The organism is Chitinophaga horti, assembly GCF_022867795.2.
Lineage (GTDB): Bacteria > Bacteroidota > Bacteroidia > Chitinophagales > Chitinophagaceae > Chitinophaga > Chitinophaga horti.
Map to the genome: position 1 here is coordinate 721,363 of NZ_CP107006.1, position 15,984 is coordinate 737,346.

Sequence of the window (15,984 nt, forward strand, 5' to 3'; positions counted from 1 at the left end):
ATGAATATTACCGTGGTAGTACCTACCTACAAACGCCCCACTTTGTTGATGGAATGCCTGAAAGCACTTGCTAATCAGCATTTTGATAAAGAGGGTTTTGAAATTATGGTAGTAAGCGATGGCTCGGATATGCTTACGCGAAACGTGGTGGCTTCGTGGGAACAAACCAGTTTGCTAAACGTTTATTACCTCGCGCTGCCCGAAAAGAGAGGTCCCGCGGCGGCCCGCAACCTCGGTTGGAAGTCTGGCAGTGGCAGCCTCGTCGCCTTTACGGACGACGATTGTATACCAGACGTTAACTGGTTGCCAAACCTCTGGCAGTCTTATGTTGGCGGGGAAGTAGCTATTACAGGCCGCGTAATGGTGCCTTTATCCGGCACGCCCACCGATCACGAATCTAATACGGCGCATCTCGAAACGGCGGACTTCATCACGGCGAATTGTGCGATTTCCCGGTCGGCGTTGCAGCGTATTGGCGGGTTTGATGAAGCGTATACGATGGCCTGGCGTGAAGACAGTGATATGGAATTTAAGTTGTTGCAGGCAGGTACGCCTATCTGCAAACAACCGGCGGCGATCGTCGTGCATCCTGTACGCAAAGCGGCCTGGGGAAGCAGTCTTCGGGACCAGCGCAAAACGATGTTCAACGCTTTGTTGTATAAAAAGTTTCCCGGTCTGTATCGCCGGAAGATAGGGCAGCGCCCCCCCGCCTTTTATTACAGTATGGTGTTCGCGGCATTGCTGTCGCTGGCATTTTATGCGTCCGGCCAGGTGTTGCCGGGCCATGTGATGTTCGGCTTTTGGATGGTACAGTGGCTCCTTTTCAGTATACAGCGGTTAAGTAACACGTCGCGCCGGCCGCAGCATGTGTTGGAAATGCTCGTTACTTCCGCACTTATCCCATTTCTTTCGATTTACTGGAGCTGGTATGGCGCATACCGGTATAAAGTGCTTTACATCTGAGTATGCCTTTTTCTCATTCGACCATTCACCATATTACCGTATTTCGCGCGTTGCAGTTAGGCGATATGCTTTGTACCGTTCCGGCTTTACGTGCGCTCCGGCGTCACTTCCCGGAAGCGATGATCACGCTGGCTGGTTTACCATGGGCGGCCGGTTTTGTGCGCCGCTTTAATCGTTATGTAGATGCGTTCGTACATTTTCCAGGTTACCCGGGATTGCCAGAGCAACATGTATCACCGCAGGAAGTATTACGTTTTACGGAGTTGATGCAGGCCAGTAATATCGACCTGGTGTTGCAGATGCAGGGAAACGGCAGCATCGTGAACCCGATGATCGAACTTTGGGGCGCACGCCATACTGCGGGCTTCTGGCGGAAAGAGGACTACTGCCCGGACCCCGATACGTATGTGGAATACCCGGGTAATATGCATGAAATTGACAGGCACCTCCGCCTGCTCAGGCACCTCCATATCCCGAACGATGGAAGGGAGCTGGAGTTCCCGATTACGCTGGAAGATTTCGAAGCATATAACAAATTACAATTGGGTTTACGGCCCGGGCGGTATATCGTCGTACACCCAGGTTCGCGGGGCGATTGGCGGCAATGGCCTCCCGCACATTTCGCCGCAGTGGCCAACCGTTTTTACCGAGATGGTTTTAAGATCGTGGTAACCGGCACAGATGCGGAACGGCCGCTCACCGCAAAACTACTCGCACAGCTAAAGTTTCCTGCGATGGACCTTACCGGACGAACGTCACTGGGCGCTATGGGGTTACTGCTTACAAATGCTGCCGGGCTGCTCTCGAACTGTACGGGAGTGTCGCATATGGCGGCGGCCTTACGCACGCCCAGTGTGGTGATTAGTATGGACGGGGAGCCGGGCCGCTGGGCGCCGCTTAACCGTGATTTACATACTACGATCGACTGGCTCCGGCATCCGGATTTGGAATTAGTGATGGAAGCTGCAGATAATCTTGTGAAGAAAACGAAGTCGCAGATTTAAGCAGCTTGTTCGCGTAGGTGACGATATTGCAGGTATTAGCCTGTAACAGGCCGGTTTTAGGAAAATAGGCATACCCCATCGTGACGATCTCGTTCTGGCTTCTTTGGTGTTCAGGAACGTCAAAGTAAAGCACCTTCGACAGGGCGGTCCACGGGGTGTGTTGCGGATTGGTCATCGCATATAAGGCCAGCACCGGGGTACGTGTAGCCGCTGCTATATGCATCGGGGCGGTATTTACCGTGACCAGCAGCGCCGCCTGTTCTATCACCAAAATCAGTTCCTTCAGGGTAAACAAACCCGCTGCGGCCACCGCCCCCGTTTGACGGCATACATCTTCCACCTTGCTTTTTTCTGCCGCCGTACCGGTAAAGATCAACTGATGTTGCGTGAGTTCGCGCGCCGCAGATATCCAACCGGCTGTCGGATACTGGCGCCGTGGTTCGCTGGCACCCATGTGCATGAGTGTCCAGGGGAGGTCGGGATTCGCTCCTGCCTTGCGCAACTTTTCCTTTACCTGTGGAAGTAATGCATGATCAATAGGCACCCGTAGCTGATGGGATACACTTTGAGCACCGGCCGTCGCTACCAGGTCCAGATCTCGTTTTACCTGGTGACGGATGAAGCGATGCGGCTCCGGATCGGGAATCCAATGTGTGAGTAAAGCATATGGATTTTCGCGGCAATAAGCGAATCGATCCGGAATGCCCGCGAGATAGGCGAGCATCGCTGACGGAAGCGGGTTTTGGCTGTACACCGTAAAAATAAAGGCAACATCGAATTGCTGCGCTTTTATTTGCGCTACCAACTGAAAGTAGCGTTCTGCATCATCCGGTTGTGGCCCACTCACCCAGGCAGCATCCATCGCTAACACTTCGTCTATTTCCGGTAACAACTCCGCTATGGCTGCGCCCACCTGTGAGGTGAGCAGTGTGATCGTTGCCCCGAAGGTGCTTTTTAACGCGCTGATCGCGGGCTGGCTCATTAATACATCTCCCATGTTATCGGGTCGGATGCACAATATTTTTTTGAAAGGCTTGATCATATGTTCTATGCCAGTTTAAGAACAGGTTTTTTATGGATGCGGCTGATGATGCGGGTAGTCGAGCGGCCCGGAACCAGTGGCAATATGACCACTTTGCCCCCTAACTCTTTCACCAAAGGTGCCTCTGGTAGCTGCTCCTGCGTATAGTCGCCGCCTTTCACAAATACAGCTGGTTTAATGATTTCGATGAGGTGTTTGGGCGTATCGTCAGCCGCATCTCCAAAGGAAATGATATGTGTTACGCCCGCCAGTGCCGCCAGTACGGCAATACGGTCGGCGAGCCTGTTGATTGGCCGCGTAGGGCCTTTCAGGCGCGCAATGCTTTCGTCATTGTTGATGCCGACGATCAATACATCGCCCAGCTCACTCGCCTGGTTCAGGTAGCTTACGTGCCCGCTGTGCAGGATATCGAAGCAACCATTGGTAAACACGATCCTCCGTCCTTGCTGGCGGTACATATCGCAAAGATGTTGAAGGTCTTTAGTTGTAGTAAGATGTTTATCGCCGCACAAAAAGGCTGCGATCAACTCTTGCTGGAGACAATGCGCCGTATCACACTTCTCGATCGCTACCATCGCCGCCATTGCTGCAATCTCTGCTGCCTCCGCATGCGAACCGCCGCTCAGGACCGATAGGCTGAAAGCGCTGATGTACACATCGCCGGCTCCCGACACCTGTGGGTTGTTGACTGGCCGGGGTACAGATTGATACACGGGTTTATGGCGGTCAAATATCACTGCGCCTTCTTCATCCAGGGTGAGGGCGGTAATGCGTGCCCGGGTCCTGGCATACAGTGTTTTGCCATGTTCCATCACCTGGGCTGCGCGGCGGGTGTTCGTTGCGGGAAGGCCGAGCAACTTCGTGGCCTCGTAGTAGTTAGGCTTCAGCAGGTCGGGTTGCAGTACTTTGTATTTTTCCGGCTGTCGCGCATCTACAGCAATGAATCGTTTTAAACGCACATTGGCTGCTGCGATAGCATTGATCACGGCAGGAGAGAGCACGCCTTTTTCATAATCAGCAATAATAACAGCGTCTGCCTGCTCCATCAATTGGGGCAACAGTGCAATCAACCTTTGCTGGGTATCTTCCGAAGGAATGTCTTCTTGGCCTTTGTCGTACCTGGTGATGAGTTGCCTGCCCGCCATGACGCGTGTTTTTACAATAGTCTGCCGTTCCCCATCAATCACAAAACTGCACTGCACTTTTTTATCGGTAAGCAGCGTTCTTGCTGTACAGCCGTCTGCATCGTTGCCAACAATACAGCAGCAAGTGACTTGCGCGCCGAGGTAAGACAGGTTCGCCGCCGTATTAGCTGCCCCGCCAGGCACTATCGTGGTGTCATGAATGTTCACCACGGGTACCGGCGCCTCAGGGCTCAATCTGCTGCTACTACCTTTAAGATACACGTCCAACATCAGGTCGCCAATGACGAGGATGCGTTGTGCGCGGAAATTATCTATGATCTGATATACGCTGCTGTTCATATGCTAGGTTATTACCGGTTGAAAGAATGTGTGCCGCCGCCGCTTCCATATCGTCGGCAATAAAGCCAGGTATACGGTCGAGGCGCATGTCCCATTCAGTTTCATTGCCGTTGTCAATTAATATGGTTTGACAGCCTGCGCGGTTGCCCGCCTCTATGTCGTGTAAAATGTCGCCGACCATCCAGGACTGTGAAAGCTTTATACGAAGTTGCCTGGCCGCTTTAAAAAGCATGCCCGGACCGGGTTTTCGACATTCACAGATTTTGGAATAGGCTTTTATTTTTCCTGCGGGATGGTGTGGACAATAGTAAAATCCATCCAGTTTCACACCTTCCATCAACAGTAATTCATACAGTTTATCTTGTACACCTTGTATCGCATCTTCCGTAAAAAAGCCATGTGCAATACCTGCCTGGTTCGAAATAACGATTAGCATGTAGCCCGCTGCCGACAAGCGTTTTAGCGCCGTGCCCACCCCTCTTTCCAAAACGATCTTTGCCGGATCGGCGTTGTACGGTACATCCACGATCAGCGTGCCGTCTTTGTCAAGGAATATCGCCTTCCTCATACTGTAATCTCCTGGTTTTCGAAATCGGGCGTAGCTGTCTTTTGCCCGGCTCCGTAGAGTTTACGCTCGATTAAGGTGCAGAGGGAATGGATGACGTGCAGCTGTAATTCCTGTATCCGCTGTGTGCTGTCTGTTGCCACTAATACCGGTACATGCGCCAGTTCCAGCGCCGCGCCTCCATCTTTGCCGAGCAGAGCAACTACCATCATTTGTCGTTTGTGTGCAGCCTCCATCGCCAGTATCAGGTTTTCGGAATTGCCGCTGGTGCTGATCACGAAAAGTACATCGCCCTTCTGGCCATACGCGTTTACTTGCCTGGCGAATACATCGTTAAAACCAATGTCGTTGCTCCAGGCGGTGATAAATGCGGTATCAGCAGTGAGTGATATAACGGGTAATGCGTTTCGTTTCTTTAGTTCGAAGCGGCCGAGCAGTTCTGCCGAGAAGTGTTGGCTTTCCGCAGCACTTCCTCCATTTCCACAGACTAATATTTTGCGCCCATTTGCCAGCGCCCGGTGCATGACGTTAGCGGCCTCACGAACTTCGTTGCGTAAGCGCTTCTGGGTTTGTTGCGTGGTTTTTACTAGGCTTTCGAAGGCCTGGTCTATCAGTAACAGGTCCTGTCGCTCCTGGTCGCCGGCGTTATCATCGCGCGACAGTACTATCTTCCGGTAAATGCCGGCAGTAGCCACTGCTACCTGCTGCCAGGTAAACAGGCTGTTCACCCGGCGGATGGCGTTGGTGCCCATTTGATCTAGCAGTTCGGGTTGGGCAACTAAAGTGTTGATCTTTTCTGCCAGCGCTTCCGGATTATGTGGCGCTACCAGCAGGCCGGTCTTTCCGTCTTGCACGCTGTATTTTATGCCACCCACATCGGCGCCGATTACCGGTGTGCCGCATGCCATTGCTTCCAGTGGTGTGATGCCGAATGGTTCGTACCAGGGCGTGGTGATAAAAATGTCGGCAGCAGAGTAGTAGTATTTGATCTCGTCCCGGTTCTTCTTGCCGGTAAAAGTGATTTTATCCGCTACTCCTAATTCTGCCGCTAGTTTCTTAAGCCGCATCACTTCTGGGTCGTGGCCTTGTCCGGGAGCTGTTTCACCGCCCACGATCACGAGTCGCAACGGAACACCTGTATATTTAACATGCCTTAGCGCGCGGATCACATTGTCTACGCCTTTACGTGGCACCATTCTGCCCAGTTGCAGCAAAACAAATTCCTTCTCCGGTATTTTCAGGATGATGCGGGCCACTTGTTTGTTGATCGGGTACATCTCGTTCGGATTAAACCCGCAGGGAATCGTCACGATCTTATTTTCCGGCGCATGATAGTAGTGCATCAGGTCTTCTTTATCCTGCGGGCATTCCGCAACAATGTAATCTGCCTGGCGGATAATTTCTTCTTCTATCTGCGTTCGCTCGGGCGGAAAGCGATCCTGGCTGCCCTGGTGCATACGGCGTACATGTCCCAATGCATGAAAGGTGATCACGAACGGTATGTTCTTACGCGCCTTGATATCCATAGCTACTAGTCCCGACATGAAAAAGTGTGCATGCATCAGTTTGTATTGGCGATGGTTCGCATCCATGTATTGCAGCATTTGCTCGCGGAAGCCGGCCATGTAGGGTAGCAGATCTTCTTTGGGGATCACCGCTTTGGGGCCGGCTTCTATATGTACGATCTTAACTCCTCGTTGCCATTGTATGACCTGCGGGAGCTTGGGATTATCCCAACGGGTAAATATGTCTACTTCATATCCTCTTTTTGCGAGATTGCAGGCGAGTTCACCCACATATACGTTCTGCCCGCCGGCATCCACTCCGCCAAAGGAAGTGATCGGCGAGGCATGCTCACTGATAAATGCTACTCGTTGCTTCATAAAAAATAGTTAAATGGTTTCTTCTTCTAACACTGCGGTAACTTCCTTCCGTAGCGCGATTTGTTGTTCGAATGTGCGTTGCCAGTCGGCTGTGAACCGACCGATGTTAAAGCGTCTGCGTGCTGTAAGTTGCCCGGCTGCGCCTAATGTTGCAGCCAGCTCAGGGGCGTCGAGCAACAGTTTCATTTTTTGAATGAGGTAGTCGATATCAGTATGTAGATAACCGTTCTCGCCGTCTTTGATAACGGTGACAAGTTCTGTAGTAGCAAGACCAACCACTGGTACACCGTCCATCATCGCTTCTAACACCGCAAGGCCAAGGCTTGTATGCCGCGCGGGGTGAAAAAAGAAGCGATAACGGCTGCGGAACCCGGGTAACTGCGGATGTAACACCTCGCCCAGACCGATCTTTTCTGTTCCCATACCGGCAATGTCCAGCGGAATGTGCTGCTGTATCTGCTGCACAATATCCCAGCCCATCGTCCGACCACGTTGAGAAATGTTGTTGACGACAACGAGACCTTTAGCTATTTCGCCCGTGTAAGCAATACCGCTGCCCGTTACACCATGATCAATCACGGTGGTGGGTGTACGCTGACTGTTCCACATTAGTTTGTTGTAATGCGTGACATGCACGAGCAATACGTTTGGGTCGTCGACTACATGACGCGTGTTTACCGCGCTGCCAGCTGGTGTATTGTGTTCGAGGTAGATGGCCGGCAGCTGCCGCTGTTGCGGGCTGAGGATGTCGTACTGGTCCTGCAGGTAATTTTTTTCAGATTGAAAAAGAATGCAGTCGAACGTCATGTCTTTAACCAGCGAAGAATCTACTTCTATCACATTAGCGCCGAAAGGGAACGTTTCTCCACGTCCGTAATAACCTTCGCTGCGCGTGCTGTTGGGAATGTAGATTTCGTAGGGGCCTTGCGACAGATAATACAGGTAGCTGCCATGGATATGCCAGGTGAATACTCGGATAGTCATGTTGTTTAACGAATTAGTTGTGAGGCGTTACCGGATTCGGTTCAATAATAACACCAGTGCCAACAGCCGCGCTGCTGTACAAACACATCGCTATAGGCATGTAAACGTTTGTTCAAGCGGTTCTTTCTTTTTTCGCGCCAGTGGCGGATTTGGAGACGATCAGTCACATCTTTGGAGGTTGATGATGACTTTGTTGCTCATTGCAGGAACGCTTTTCTACAAAAAACAAAATACGCAAGAGATTGCTGAATGCCTTATTAGTAAAGGGTTTTGGCTGGCCCGGATATTGTCTTTTTCTCACATACCCCTTATTTTCTAACCCTGAACTGAAATTTTATGAAGAGAGACGGACATATGGAAAGCCTGTGGCAGGCAACAACAGGTAGTCGAACGACGCCATCTTATAACCGCGAACCGCAACCCGCACTTACTTACGACGTAGTGATCGTAGGTGCTGGTATGACAGGCGTTACGACCGCGTTACTGCTGCAGAAGAAAGGATTTAATGTATTGCTCGCAGAAGCGCAGAACGCCTGTTTCGGCACCACCGGCGGCACCACGGCGCACCTGAACACTTTGATGGATACGCCGTACCCCACCATGATCAAAAACTTCGGGGAAGCGCACGCCACCGGCGTAGCGACGGCGGTAAGGGATGCATTGCTGCACATTCGCGCCAACATCAGCGAATACAACATTGACTGCGGCTATAATATTGAAGACGCCTTCCTGTATGCGCAGGACGATCAGCAGGAGAAGGAATTGGAAGATATTTTACTTGCCACTAAAAAGGTGGGTATTGAGGTGGAGCAGTCTTCTGATTCACCCGTGCCGGTGCCATTTACGAAAGGACTGCGTTTTCCGGGCAACGCGCGTTTCCATCCCACCAGGTATGTGATGCCGTTGTTAGAGGAATTTATCAAACTGGGTGGAGAGTACCGCGATAATTGCAGGGTAACACAGGTAGAAGAGGCCGCCCGTCTCACCATACATACCACGCAGGGTGAGTTTTTTGCGCATCGTTTGATTTACGCTACGCATATTCCTCCGGGCGTAAACCTCCTGCACTTCCGTTGCGCGCCATATCGCAGTTACGCAATCGCTGTAGAGCTGGAGGATGAGGCGCAATACCCGGGCGGACTGGCTTACGACATGTATGACCCGTACCATTATTTCCGTACGCAGGAAGTGGACGGACAAAAGTACCTGATCGCCGGGGGAGAAGACCACAAAACCGGTCACCACGAAAATACAGAAACTTGTTTCATGCTGCTGGAAGCTTACGTGCGTACGCATTTCGCGGTAAAGCAAGTGGCTTATAAGTGGTCGTCGCAATATTTTGAACCGACGGACGGGCTGCCTTACATTGGTTTGCTGCCGGGCGCCAACAGTGATAATATTTACGTAGCTACCGGTTATGGAGGAAACGGCATGGTGTACAGTCACGTGGCTGCACTCACGTTTGCAGAAATGTTTATCGACAAACAATCGAATCTCGAAAAATTGTTCGATCCTAACCGCGTGAAACCGGTGGCAGGTTTTGCTAGCTTCGTAAAGGAATCGGCAGACGTGGCAGGTTTACTGTTCAGCAAATTGAAGCCACCTCCAACACTCGATACACTGGCCGATCTGGCTCCCGGGGAAGCACGCATCGTGAAATACGAGGGAACGAAACTCGCTGTGTATAAACATGAGTCCGGCGAATTGTTTATGACCAGTGCCGCCTGTACCCACATCCAGTGTGACGTGGCCTGGAACAGCGCGGAGAAGAGCTGGGATTGCCCCTGCCATGGCTCGCGGTTCAGTTACACGGGTGAAATGCTCACGGGACCAGCACGTAAGGACTTAAGCGACTACGATATGCAATCAGCAAAAATTACCTCCAAAAGTTAATCATCATAAACCTTATTTTATGGAACAAAAGAAACATGCAGGCGAATATGCACTCATTACCGGGGCCACCAGTGGCTTTGGATACGAGTTTTGTAAATTATTTGCAGAAGATGGATATAACCTGGTGCTGGTTGCCCGTTCGGACGAACGCCTGGCGCAGGTAGCAGAAGAATTACAAACTTTTTATGGTGTGATGGTAGTGCCCATCGCCAAAGACCTTTTCTATGCAGATGCTGCGCAGGAAATATTCAACGAAGTGAAACAGCGCGGCATCCATATCGATGTGCTGGTGAACGATGCGGGACAAGGCGAGTGGGGACACTTTGCAGACATTGCGCTACAACGCAGTCTCGATATTATCCAGCTGAACATCAGCTCCCTGGTATCACTTACCAAATTATTCCTCACCCCCATGCTCGAAAGAGGCAACGGTAAAATATTGCAGGTAGCCTCCGAAGCGGCTAAGTCCCCCATGCCGCTGTTGTCGGTCTATGCGGCTACGAAAGCGTTTGTGCTGTCCTTCTCTGAAGCATTGGCGAATGAGCTGGAAGGTACAGGTGTTACGGTAACGGCGTTGCTTCCCGGCGCTGCGGATACAGACTTCTTCCACAAAGCACATGCGGAAGCAACGGTTATTTATCGCGAGGAGGACTTGCAATCACCGGAAGAAGTGGCGCAGGATGGCTATAACGCGCTGATGAGTGGTGAGGCCAAAGTTATATCGGGCGCTAAAACCAGGATGCACGTGTACATGGCGAACGTAATGCCGGACGAAGCTAATGCGGGTAATATGCGTAAAAAGATGGAAGTGTCAAAACAGGAGAATGGGCGCGATGCCGCTACGCACCAGGCATCCCGCGAGGAAAGAGAAGAAATTACAAAACTTACGGGCGTTACCAGCGGCGACCGCGAGGAGCAACAATATGGATTTTAAATGGTGAAAACGAGGGCCGGTGATGTTTTACATTACCGGCCTAATTTTTTCAGGATCTCCTGCCATATCTTTCTCGCGGTTTGTTCCTGTTTGATGGTCAGCTTTCCGGCTTCCATCTCCACATTCCCATCCACATTGAATTGCACGTTGTCGGGCACTGCATCCACACTACCATTGCCCATATCTTTTGCAGATACATGGTAGGTAGTGGTTTGTTCATCTTTGTCAATATAAACGGTAAACCGGTAAGGCACTTCGTCGATGTATACGGTGATGATCGTTTGTTCCATAACGCTTTTTACATGATACGCTTAAAATCTGTACCAAAAAACATGAAACAGCTTTTACTCTTGTTGTTCACTGGTTTCGCCTTGTCGTCCTGCTACTCTATTCGTGGCTCGAAGGGGGCGGACAAACCAACGCCGATTCCACCCGGCAGGTGAATACAGCCGACGTGCTGTTGCCCGACGGTTATCATATCGAAGTAATTGCACAGGGATTAAACTACCCGACAGCCCTCGCACTGGATGATAAGGGCGGACTGTATGTGACAGAAGCCGGTTATGTGTATGGTGAGATATTTACCACACCACGGCTGCTCAAACTACAACAGAACAAGCCGGAAGTGATTTATAGCGGGGATAAGAATGGTCCGTGGACAGGCCTTACGTTCCATGATGGCGCTTTCTATATTTCGGAAGGTGGCCAAATGGAAGGTGGTAAGATTTTACGTGTTACGCCGAATGGCAAAGCCACCGTGATCGTTGATAGTTTACCCGGACAAGGCGATCATCATACTAATAATCCTGTCATCTGGAACGGATACATTTATTTCGGGCAGGGTACTGCCACGAACTCCGGGGTAGTAGGGCCCGATAATGTGGACTTTGGCTGGCTGACGCGCTTCCCAAAGTTTCACGATCTGCCGTGTGAAGATATTAAACTGGCGGGTGTGAATTACGAGAGCGCCAATCATCTCGGTAATGGCAAAGCTTTCACAGGCGCCTATATGCCTTTCAATACGGCTTCGCAGCCCGGGCAAGTGATCAAAGGTTGCATTCCCTGTTCAGGTGCGATCTTAAAAGTACCGATTGGTGGTGGTAAGATGGAAGTGGTAGCCTGGGGCCTGCGCAACCCGTACGGGCTGGCGGTAGATAAAACGCGAGGCAAATTATACGTAGCTGAAAATGCCGCCGACAACCGTGGCAGCCGTCCGATTTTCGGTGCGCCCGACGTGTTGTGGGAAATTAAACCCGGTACTTGGTATGGATGGCCGGATTATGTCGCTGGCTTGTCGCTGAAAGATCATAAGGGTTTTAAAGCACCGGGCAGCAGGCCGATACAGGCAGTGCTGCAAAGTGATCCGGGTGAGGTGCCAAAGCCGGCTGCCAGGCTGGGTGTGCACTCCTCTTCTAACGGTACTGCTTTTTCTACCAGTGATGCTTTCGGTTTTAAAGGAGAGGCCTTTGTGGCGCAGTTTGGCGACATGGCTCCCAATGTGGGGAAAGTATTGGCGCCAGTAGGTTTTAAAGTGGTGAGAGTAAATCCCGAAACGGGTGTGGTGACAGATTTTATCATCAACAAAGGAAAGAAGAACGGTCCCGCCAGCTGGCAGGGGCATCATGGACTGGAGCGCCCGGTATCTGTCACTTTTTCAGAAGATGGTAAAAGCATGTATGTCGTGGATTTTGGGATTATGCTGATGCACAACGGACAAGTGTTGCCCAAACCTAATACCGGCGTTATCTGGAAAATCACTAAAAAATCTTAAAACAGGAGGTTATGCAGAAGATCCGTTACATCTTATATATCGCTTTATTCGTTTGCCTGCAAACCGCCTGTAACCGCAAACGTACAGCTGGCATTGAGGGCAAGCCCGCTATCACCACCGATCGGCTGAAAAGTGGACAGGTGCTGTTCATGCGTTATTGTGAATCCTGCCATCCGGGTGCGAATGCAGGCCTCGGGCCTGGACTGAAAGCTACACCCGGCTTCCTGCAACGTTTCCAGGTGCGGCATGGCTTCGGTACAATGCCTGCATTCAAAAAAGACGTGTTGCCGAAAAAAGACCTGGATGATATTATTCACTATATAAAGGCACTGAAGAAAGCATAAAAAAAGTAAAGCCCGCGGGAACGAATCCCACAGGCTTATTCACACACCTACAACTGTTTGCAACACTAGGCTGCCGGCGCTACAGACGGTGGCATCAATTTATACACCACCGGCGTAACTATTCTTGATAATAAAGTAGAGCTGATGAGCCCACCGATCAATACAATCGCCAGTGGCGAGATGAGTGGATTGGTGGAAACGGCGATAGGTATTAAACCACCAATGGCTGTAAGCGACGTAAGCACGATGGGCAGGAACCGTACCTCGCCGGCCTCGCGGATCGCTTCTTCCAGCGATTTGCCCTGTGCCCGCAACTGGTTGGTAAAGTCTACCAGCAAGATGGTGTTCTTCACTTCTATGCCTGCCAGTGCGATCAGGCCGATGATGGCTACGAATGATAAGGAATTGCCTGTCGCCCATAATGCCAGTGCAGCACCCACCACACCTAATGGAATAACAGATAATACGATCACCGTACTCTTAAAGGTTTTAAACTCCAGGATCAACACCGCGATAAACAGGAATACCGTAACGATAATGATACTCATGAAGCCACCGAACGATTCCTGGCGGCTCTCAACTTCACCGCCCATCTCGTAGCTGTAGCCCGCTGGTAATGCAGTATTGTCCATTTTACCCATTACGTCAGCCACTACACGATCGACCAAAAATCCTTTCTTCACAAACGCCGATACAGATACTACGCGTTTCTTTTCCTGGTGATTGATGCTCACCGGCGAGGTTTCCAGCCTGAGGTCAGCTACCTGCGACAGCGGAACCGCGGTGCCTTGTGTATTGTTCACGAACAGGTTGTTAAACACGTCCATGTTGGCTTTGCCGGCCTTCTGTGACGTTACCAGTACCTCGTAATCACGCTCATTCAAATCATTATATACACCGAGGTTGATGCCTGCCACGGCCAGTCGCACAGTACGATCGATGCTGGCGGTAGCAATGCCTAACTGCTGTGCCTTTGCCTTGTTGATATCCACGCGGATGTCTGACTTTAACAGGTTAACCGGGTTGTTAATGTAAATCGTGCCCTCGGTTTGCTGTAACATCTTTTCTACCCGACCGGCCAGTAAACGCAGGCTGTCGAGATTGTCGCCGAACAGGCGTACCTCCACGGGGGCAGTCATCGGCGGACCTTGTTCAAAATTTTTCACTTCTACTTTTGCACCCGGATAAGGCGTCCATGCATGCCGCAGTTTTTCGATTAATGCTTGTTTCTCCGAAGGTTTAGTATGCGGATCTAACTGCACAAACACCTGCGCAAAGTCACTATGCTCGTTCTCCTGGATCTCGTTGTAATACACGCGGGGATGGCCTTTGCCGATGTTGCTCGCATAAAACTTCACTGCCTTTTCCTGGGCCAGGACGGCTTCTATCTTTTTCACAACGCCATCTGTATACGCCAGGTTCGATTGCGATGGCGCAATCACATTCACGAGAAACTGCGGCTTCTCCGATGCCGGGAACAAACTGAAACCAACAATGCCGAACACATAAATCGCACCTGCGAAAATGGCCACCGCGATGCCCAAAGTAATCAGCGGACGTGCCAGCGCTTTGTCCAGGAAGCGCGCATAACTGCCGTGGATCAGCTTTTTGAGTCCGCGCATGAACAGGTTGCCGTCCGGGTGACCGGTATGTTTCTTCAACAACCTGCTGGCCAGGAATGGGATGATCGTCAGCGAAACCGCCATAGACGCCAGTACGCTAAAGATCACACTCAGCGGCAGGCTGCGAATGAAGTCGCCTGCACCTTCCGGCATAAATACCAGTGGGATAAAGGCGATGATGAGTGCCGCTGTACAACCGACTACCGCAAGTCCGATCTGTTGCGTGGCCTTCAGCGTGGCTTCCATGCGGCTGTGGCCTTCGAGCATCCAGCGTTCGATGTTTTCTACTACGACGATACTGTCGTCTACGAGCAGTCCCAGTGCCACAACTAAGCCTACGATGCTGAGCTGGTTCAGGTTATAGCCGAACAGGTTGAGCAGCATAATGCCAATCGATAACGAAAGCGGGATGGAGATCATCACAATCAGTGCAGGGCGTTGTCCCAATGGGAGCAGGGTGATGGCCACGAGCAGGATCGCGATCAGGAAGTCCTTTCCAAGGCCGCCGAGACGCATGTTAACGGCATCTGCCTGGTCGAAGAATTGCACGGAATCAATATTGGCAGGTAACGTGGACTTAAATTTTTCTATAACAGGCTTGTATAGCTCTTGCGTTTTGCTGATGTTTTCGCCCGTTTTCTGTGCGGCGCTCACCATAACACAGCGGTGGCCATTCAGGCGTGCTTTGTATTTCTCATCCTCATAGCCGTAATACACTTTGGCTACATCTTTCAGGTAGATGTTTTTCCCGTTGATAGAATATACGATCGTATTGCTGATCTCGTCGATGGACTGGTAAGTGCCGCTTGTTTTTACATTGAAGCTGCGATTGCCGGCGTCGATGCTGCCACCAGGTATATTCACCATCTCATTTTGCAAGGCGGCCGTTACGGCCGAAGACGGTATCTGCATCTGCGAAAGCTTTTCCAGCGCCAGTTCAATCCGTACCTGCTGCTCCGGCAAACCGTGAATCTTTACTTCTTTCAGGGAAGGGATTTTTTCTAATTCGTCCTGCAGTTTTTCTGCATAGTATTGGAGTTTATCGCGCGGCGCATTCTCCGATACAAGCGCTACCTGCAACACATTCACGTCCGACGGTTGCTGCTTTTTGACCTCGATGCTCGCAATGTCCGCCGGTAGCTCACGTTGTTTGCTATTCACTTCGCGAACAAGTTCCTGGTACTTCTGGTCAACGTTGGAACTGTACTTGTATTCTACCTGCATGACGGCCACGCCGTCGCTGATTTTCGTACGAACTTTTTTAATGTCTTCGAGGCCATAGATCTGCTTCTCCAGCGGATCTACCACCAGTTCTTCCATATCCTTCGGGCTGGTGCCCGGATATACTACGATCACAGAGAACTGCGGCGCTTTCGTATCGGGATCTTCCGACCGCGGCATATTCAAAATGGTGGTGATGCCCAGTACAATGATCATGATGAAAATGATCAGCGTAAACTGGTAATTTTTTACGGCGTAGTTAGTGATTTTCATG

13 protein-coding genes are annotated in these 15,984 nt (G+C 51.0%); 6 read left to right on the forward strand and 7 right to left on the reverse strand.

The features are described 5' to 3' along the window. Positions 1–963, forward strand: a complete 963-nt coding sequence (locus MKQ68_RS03160; RefSeq protein WP_264282043.1) for a glycosyltransferase family 2 protein — start codon at positions 1–3, stop codon at positions 961–963. A 2-nt stretch (positions 964–965) separates the two neighbouring features. Next, positions 966–1,967: a glycosyltransferase family 9 protein gene (locus tag MKQ68_RS03165; RefSeq protein WP_244841899.1), complete on the forward strand. Its 1,002-nt coding sequence runs from the start codon at positions 966–968 to the stop codon at positions 1,965–1,967. Here the strand turns inward: MKQ68_RS03165 and MKQ68_RS03170 are convergent. The 5 genes from MKQ68_RS03170 to MKQ68_RS03190 are packed head-to-tail and all read right to left on the reverse strand — an operon-like array spanning position 1,879 to position 7,925. After that, a complete protein-coding gene (locus MKQ68_RS03170) occupies positions 1,879–3,009 on the reverse strand; it encodes a glycosyltransferase family 9 protein (RefSeq protein ID WP_264282044.1) in 1,131 nt (376 codons plus the stop codon). The two genes, MKQ68_RS03165 and MKQ68_RS03170, sit on opposite strands and share 89 nt — an antisense overlap. Before the next feature lie 5 nt (positions 3,010–3,014). Further along, positions 3,015–4,493, reverse strand: a complete 1,479-nt coding sequence (rfaE2, locus tag MKQ68_RS03175) for a D-glycero-beta-D-manno-heptose 1-phosphate adenylyltransferase (protein WP_264282045.1) — start codon at positions 4,491–4,493, stop codon at positions 3,015–3,017. Beyond that, the gene (locus MKQ68_RS03180; RefSeq protein WP_264282046.1) at positions 4,462–5,061 is read right to left on the reverse strand and encodes a D-glycero-alpha-D-manno-heptose-1,7-bisphosphate 7-phosphatase; all 600 of its coding nucleotides are present in this window, start codon (positions 5,059–5,061) and stop codon (positions 4,462–4,464) included. The genes rfaE2 and MKQ68_RS03180 overlap by 32 nt, the downstream gene beginning before the upstream one ends. Further along, positions 5,058–6,941 (reverse strand): glycosyltransferase, encoded by a 1,884-nt coding sequence (locus tag MKQ68_RS25860; protein ID WP_264282047.1) that lies wholly within the window; start codon positions 6,939–6,941, stop codon positions 5,058–5,060. Before MKQ68_RS25860 ends, MKQ68_RS03180 begins: the two co-directional genes overlap by 4 nt. 9 nt (positions 6,942–6,950) lie before the next feature. Continuing rightward, complete coding sequence (locus MKQ68_RS03190) at positions 6,951–7,925, reverse strand: glycosyltransferase (RefSeq protein WP_264282048.1); 975 nt, start codon at positions 7,923–7,925, stop codon at positions 6,951–6,953. A 336-nt stretch (positions 7,926–8,261) separates the two neighbouring features. Here MKQ68_RS03190 and MKQ68_RS03195 point away from each other — a divergent pair, with 336 nt between their 5' ends. After that, a complete protein-coding gene (locus MKQ68_RS03195) occupies positions 8,262–9,818 on the forward strand; it encodes an FAD-dependent oxidoreductase (RefSeq protein WP_264282049.1) in 1,557 nt (518 codons plus the stop codon). Between the two features lie 19 nt (positions 9,819–9,837). Next, positions 9,838–10,752 carry an SDR family NAD(P)-dependent oxidoreductase gene (locus tag MKQ68_RS03200; protein ID WP_264282050.1) on the forward strand — a complete coding sequence of 305 codons (915 nt, stop codon included), beginning with the start codon at positions 9,838–9,840 and terminating at the stop codon, positions 10,750–10,752. A gap of 32 nt (positions 10,753–10,784) precedes the next feature. Here MKQ68_RS03200 and MKQ68_RS03205 read toward each other — a convergent pair whose 3' ends face one another. After that, positions 10,785–11,042: a hypothetical protein gene (locus MKQ68_RS03205; RefSeq protein ID WP_244841879.1), complete on the reverse strand. Its 258-nt coding sequence runs from the start codon at positions 11,040–11,042 to the stop codon at positions 10,785–10,787. A gap of 149 nt (positions 11,043–11,191) precedes the next feature. On the opposite strand from MKQ68_RS03205, the gene MKQ68_RS03210 reads away from it, so the two are divergent. Both MKQ68_RS03210 and MKQ68_RS03215 read left to right on the forward strand, forming a co-directional pair. After that, positions 11,192–12,523 (forward strand): PQQ-dependent sugar dehydrogenase, encoded by a 1,332-nt coding sequence (locus tag MKQ68_RS03210; RefSeq protein WP_264282051.1) that lies wholly within the window; start codon positions 11,192–11,194, stop codon positions 12,521–12,523. Positions 12,524–12,534: 11 nt separating this feature from the next. Beyond that, positions 12,535–12,867, forward strand: coding sequence for a c-type cytochrome (locus MKQ68_RS03215; protein WP_264282052.1), 333 nt, complete (start codon positions 12,535–12,537; stop codon positions 12,865–12,867). A 65-nt stretch (positions 12,868–12,932) separates the two neighbouring features. On the opposite strand, the gene MKQ68_RS03220 is transcribed toward MKQ68_RS03215, so the two are convergent. After that, positions 12,933–15,983 (reverse strand): efflux RND transporter permease subunit, encoded by a 3,051-nt coding sequence (locus tag MKQ68_RS03220; protein ID WP_264282053.1) that lies wholly within the window; start codon positions 15,981–15,983, stop codon positions 12,933–12,935. Position 15,984: the final 1 nt, after the last annotated feature.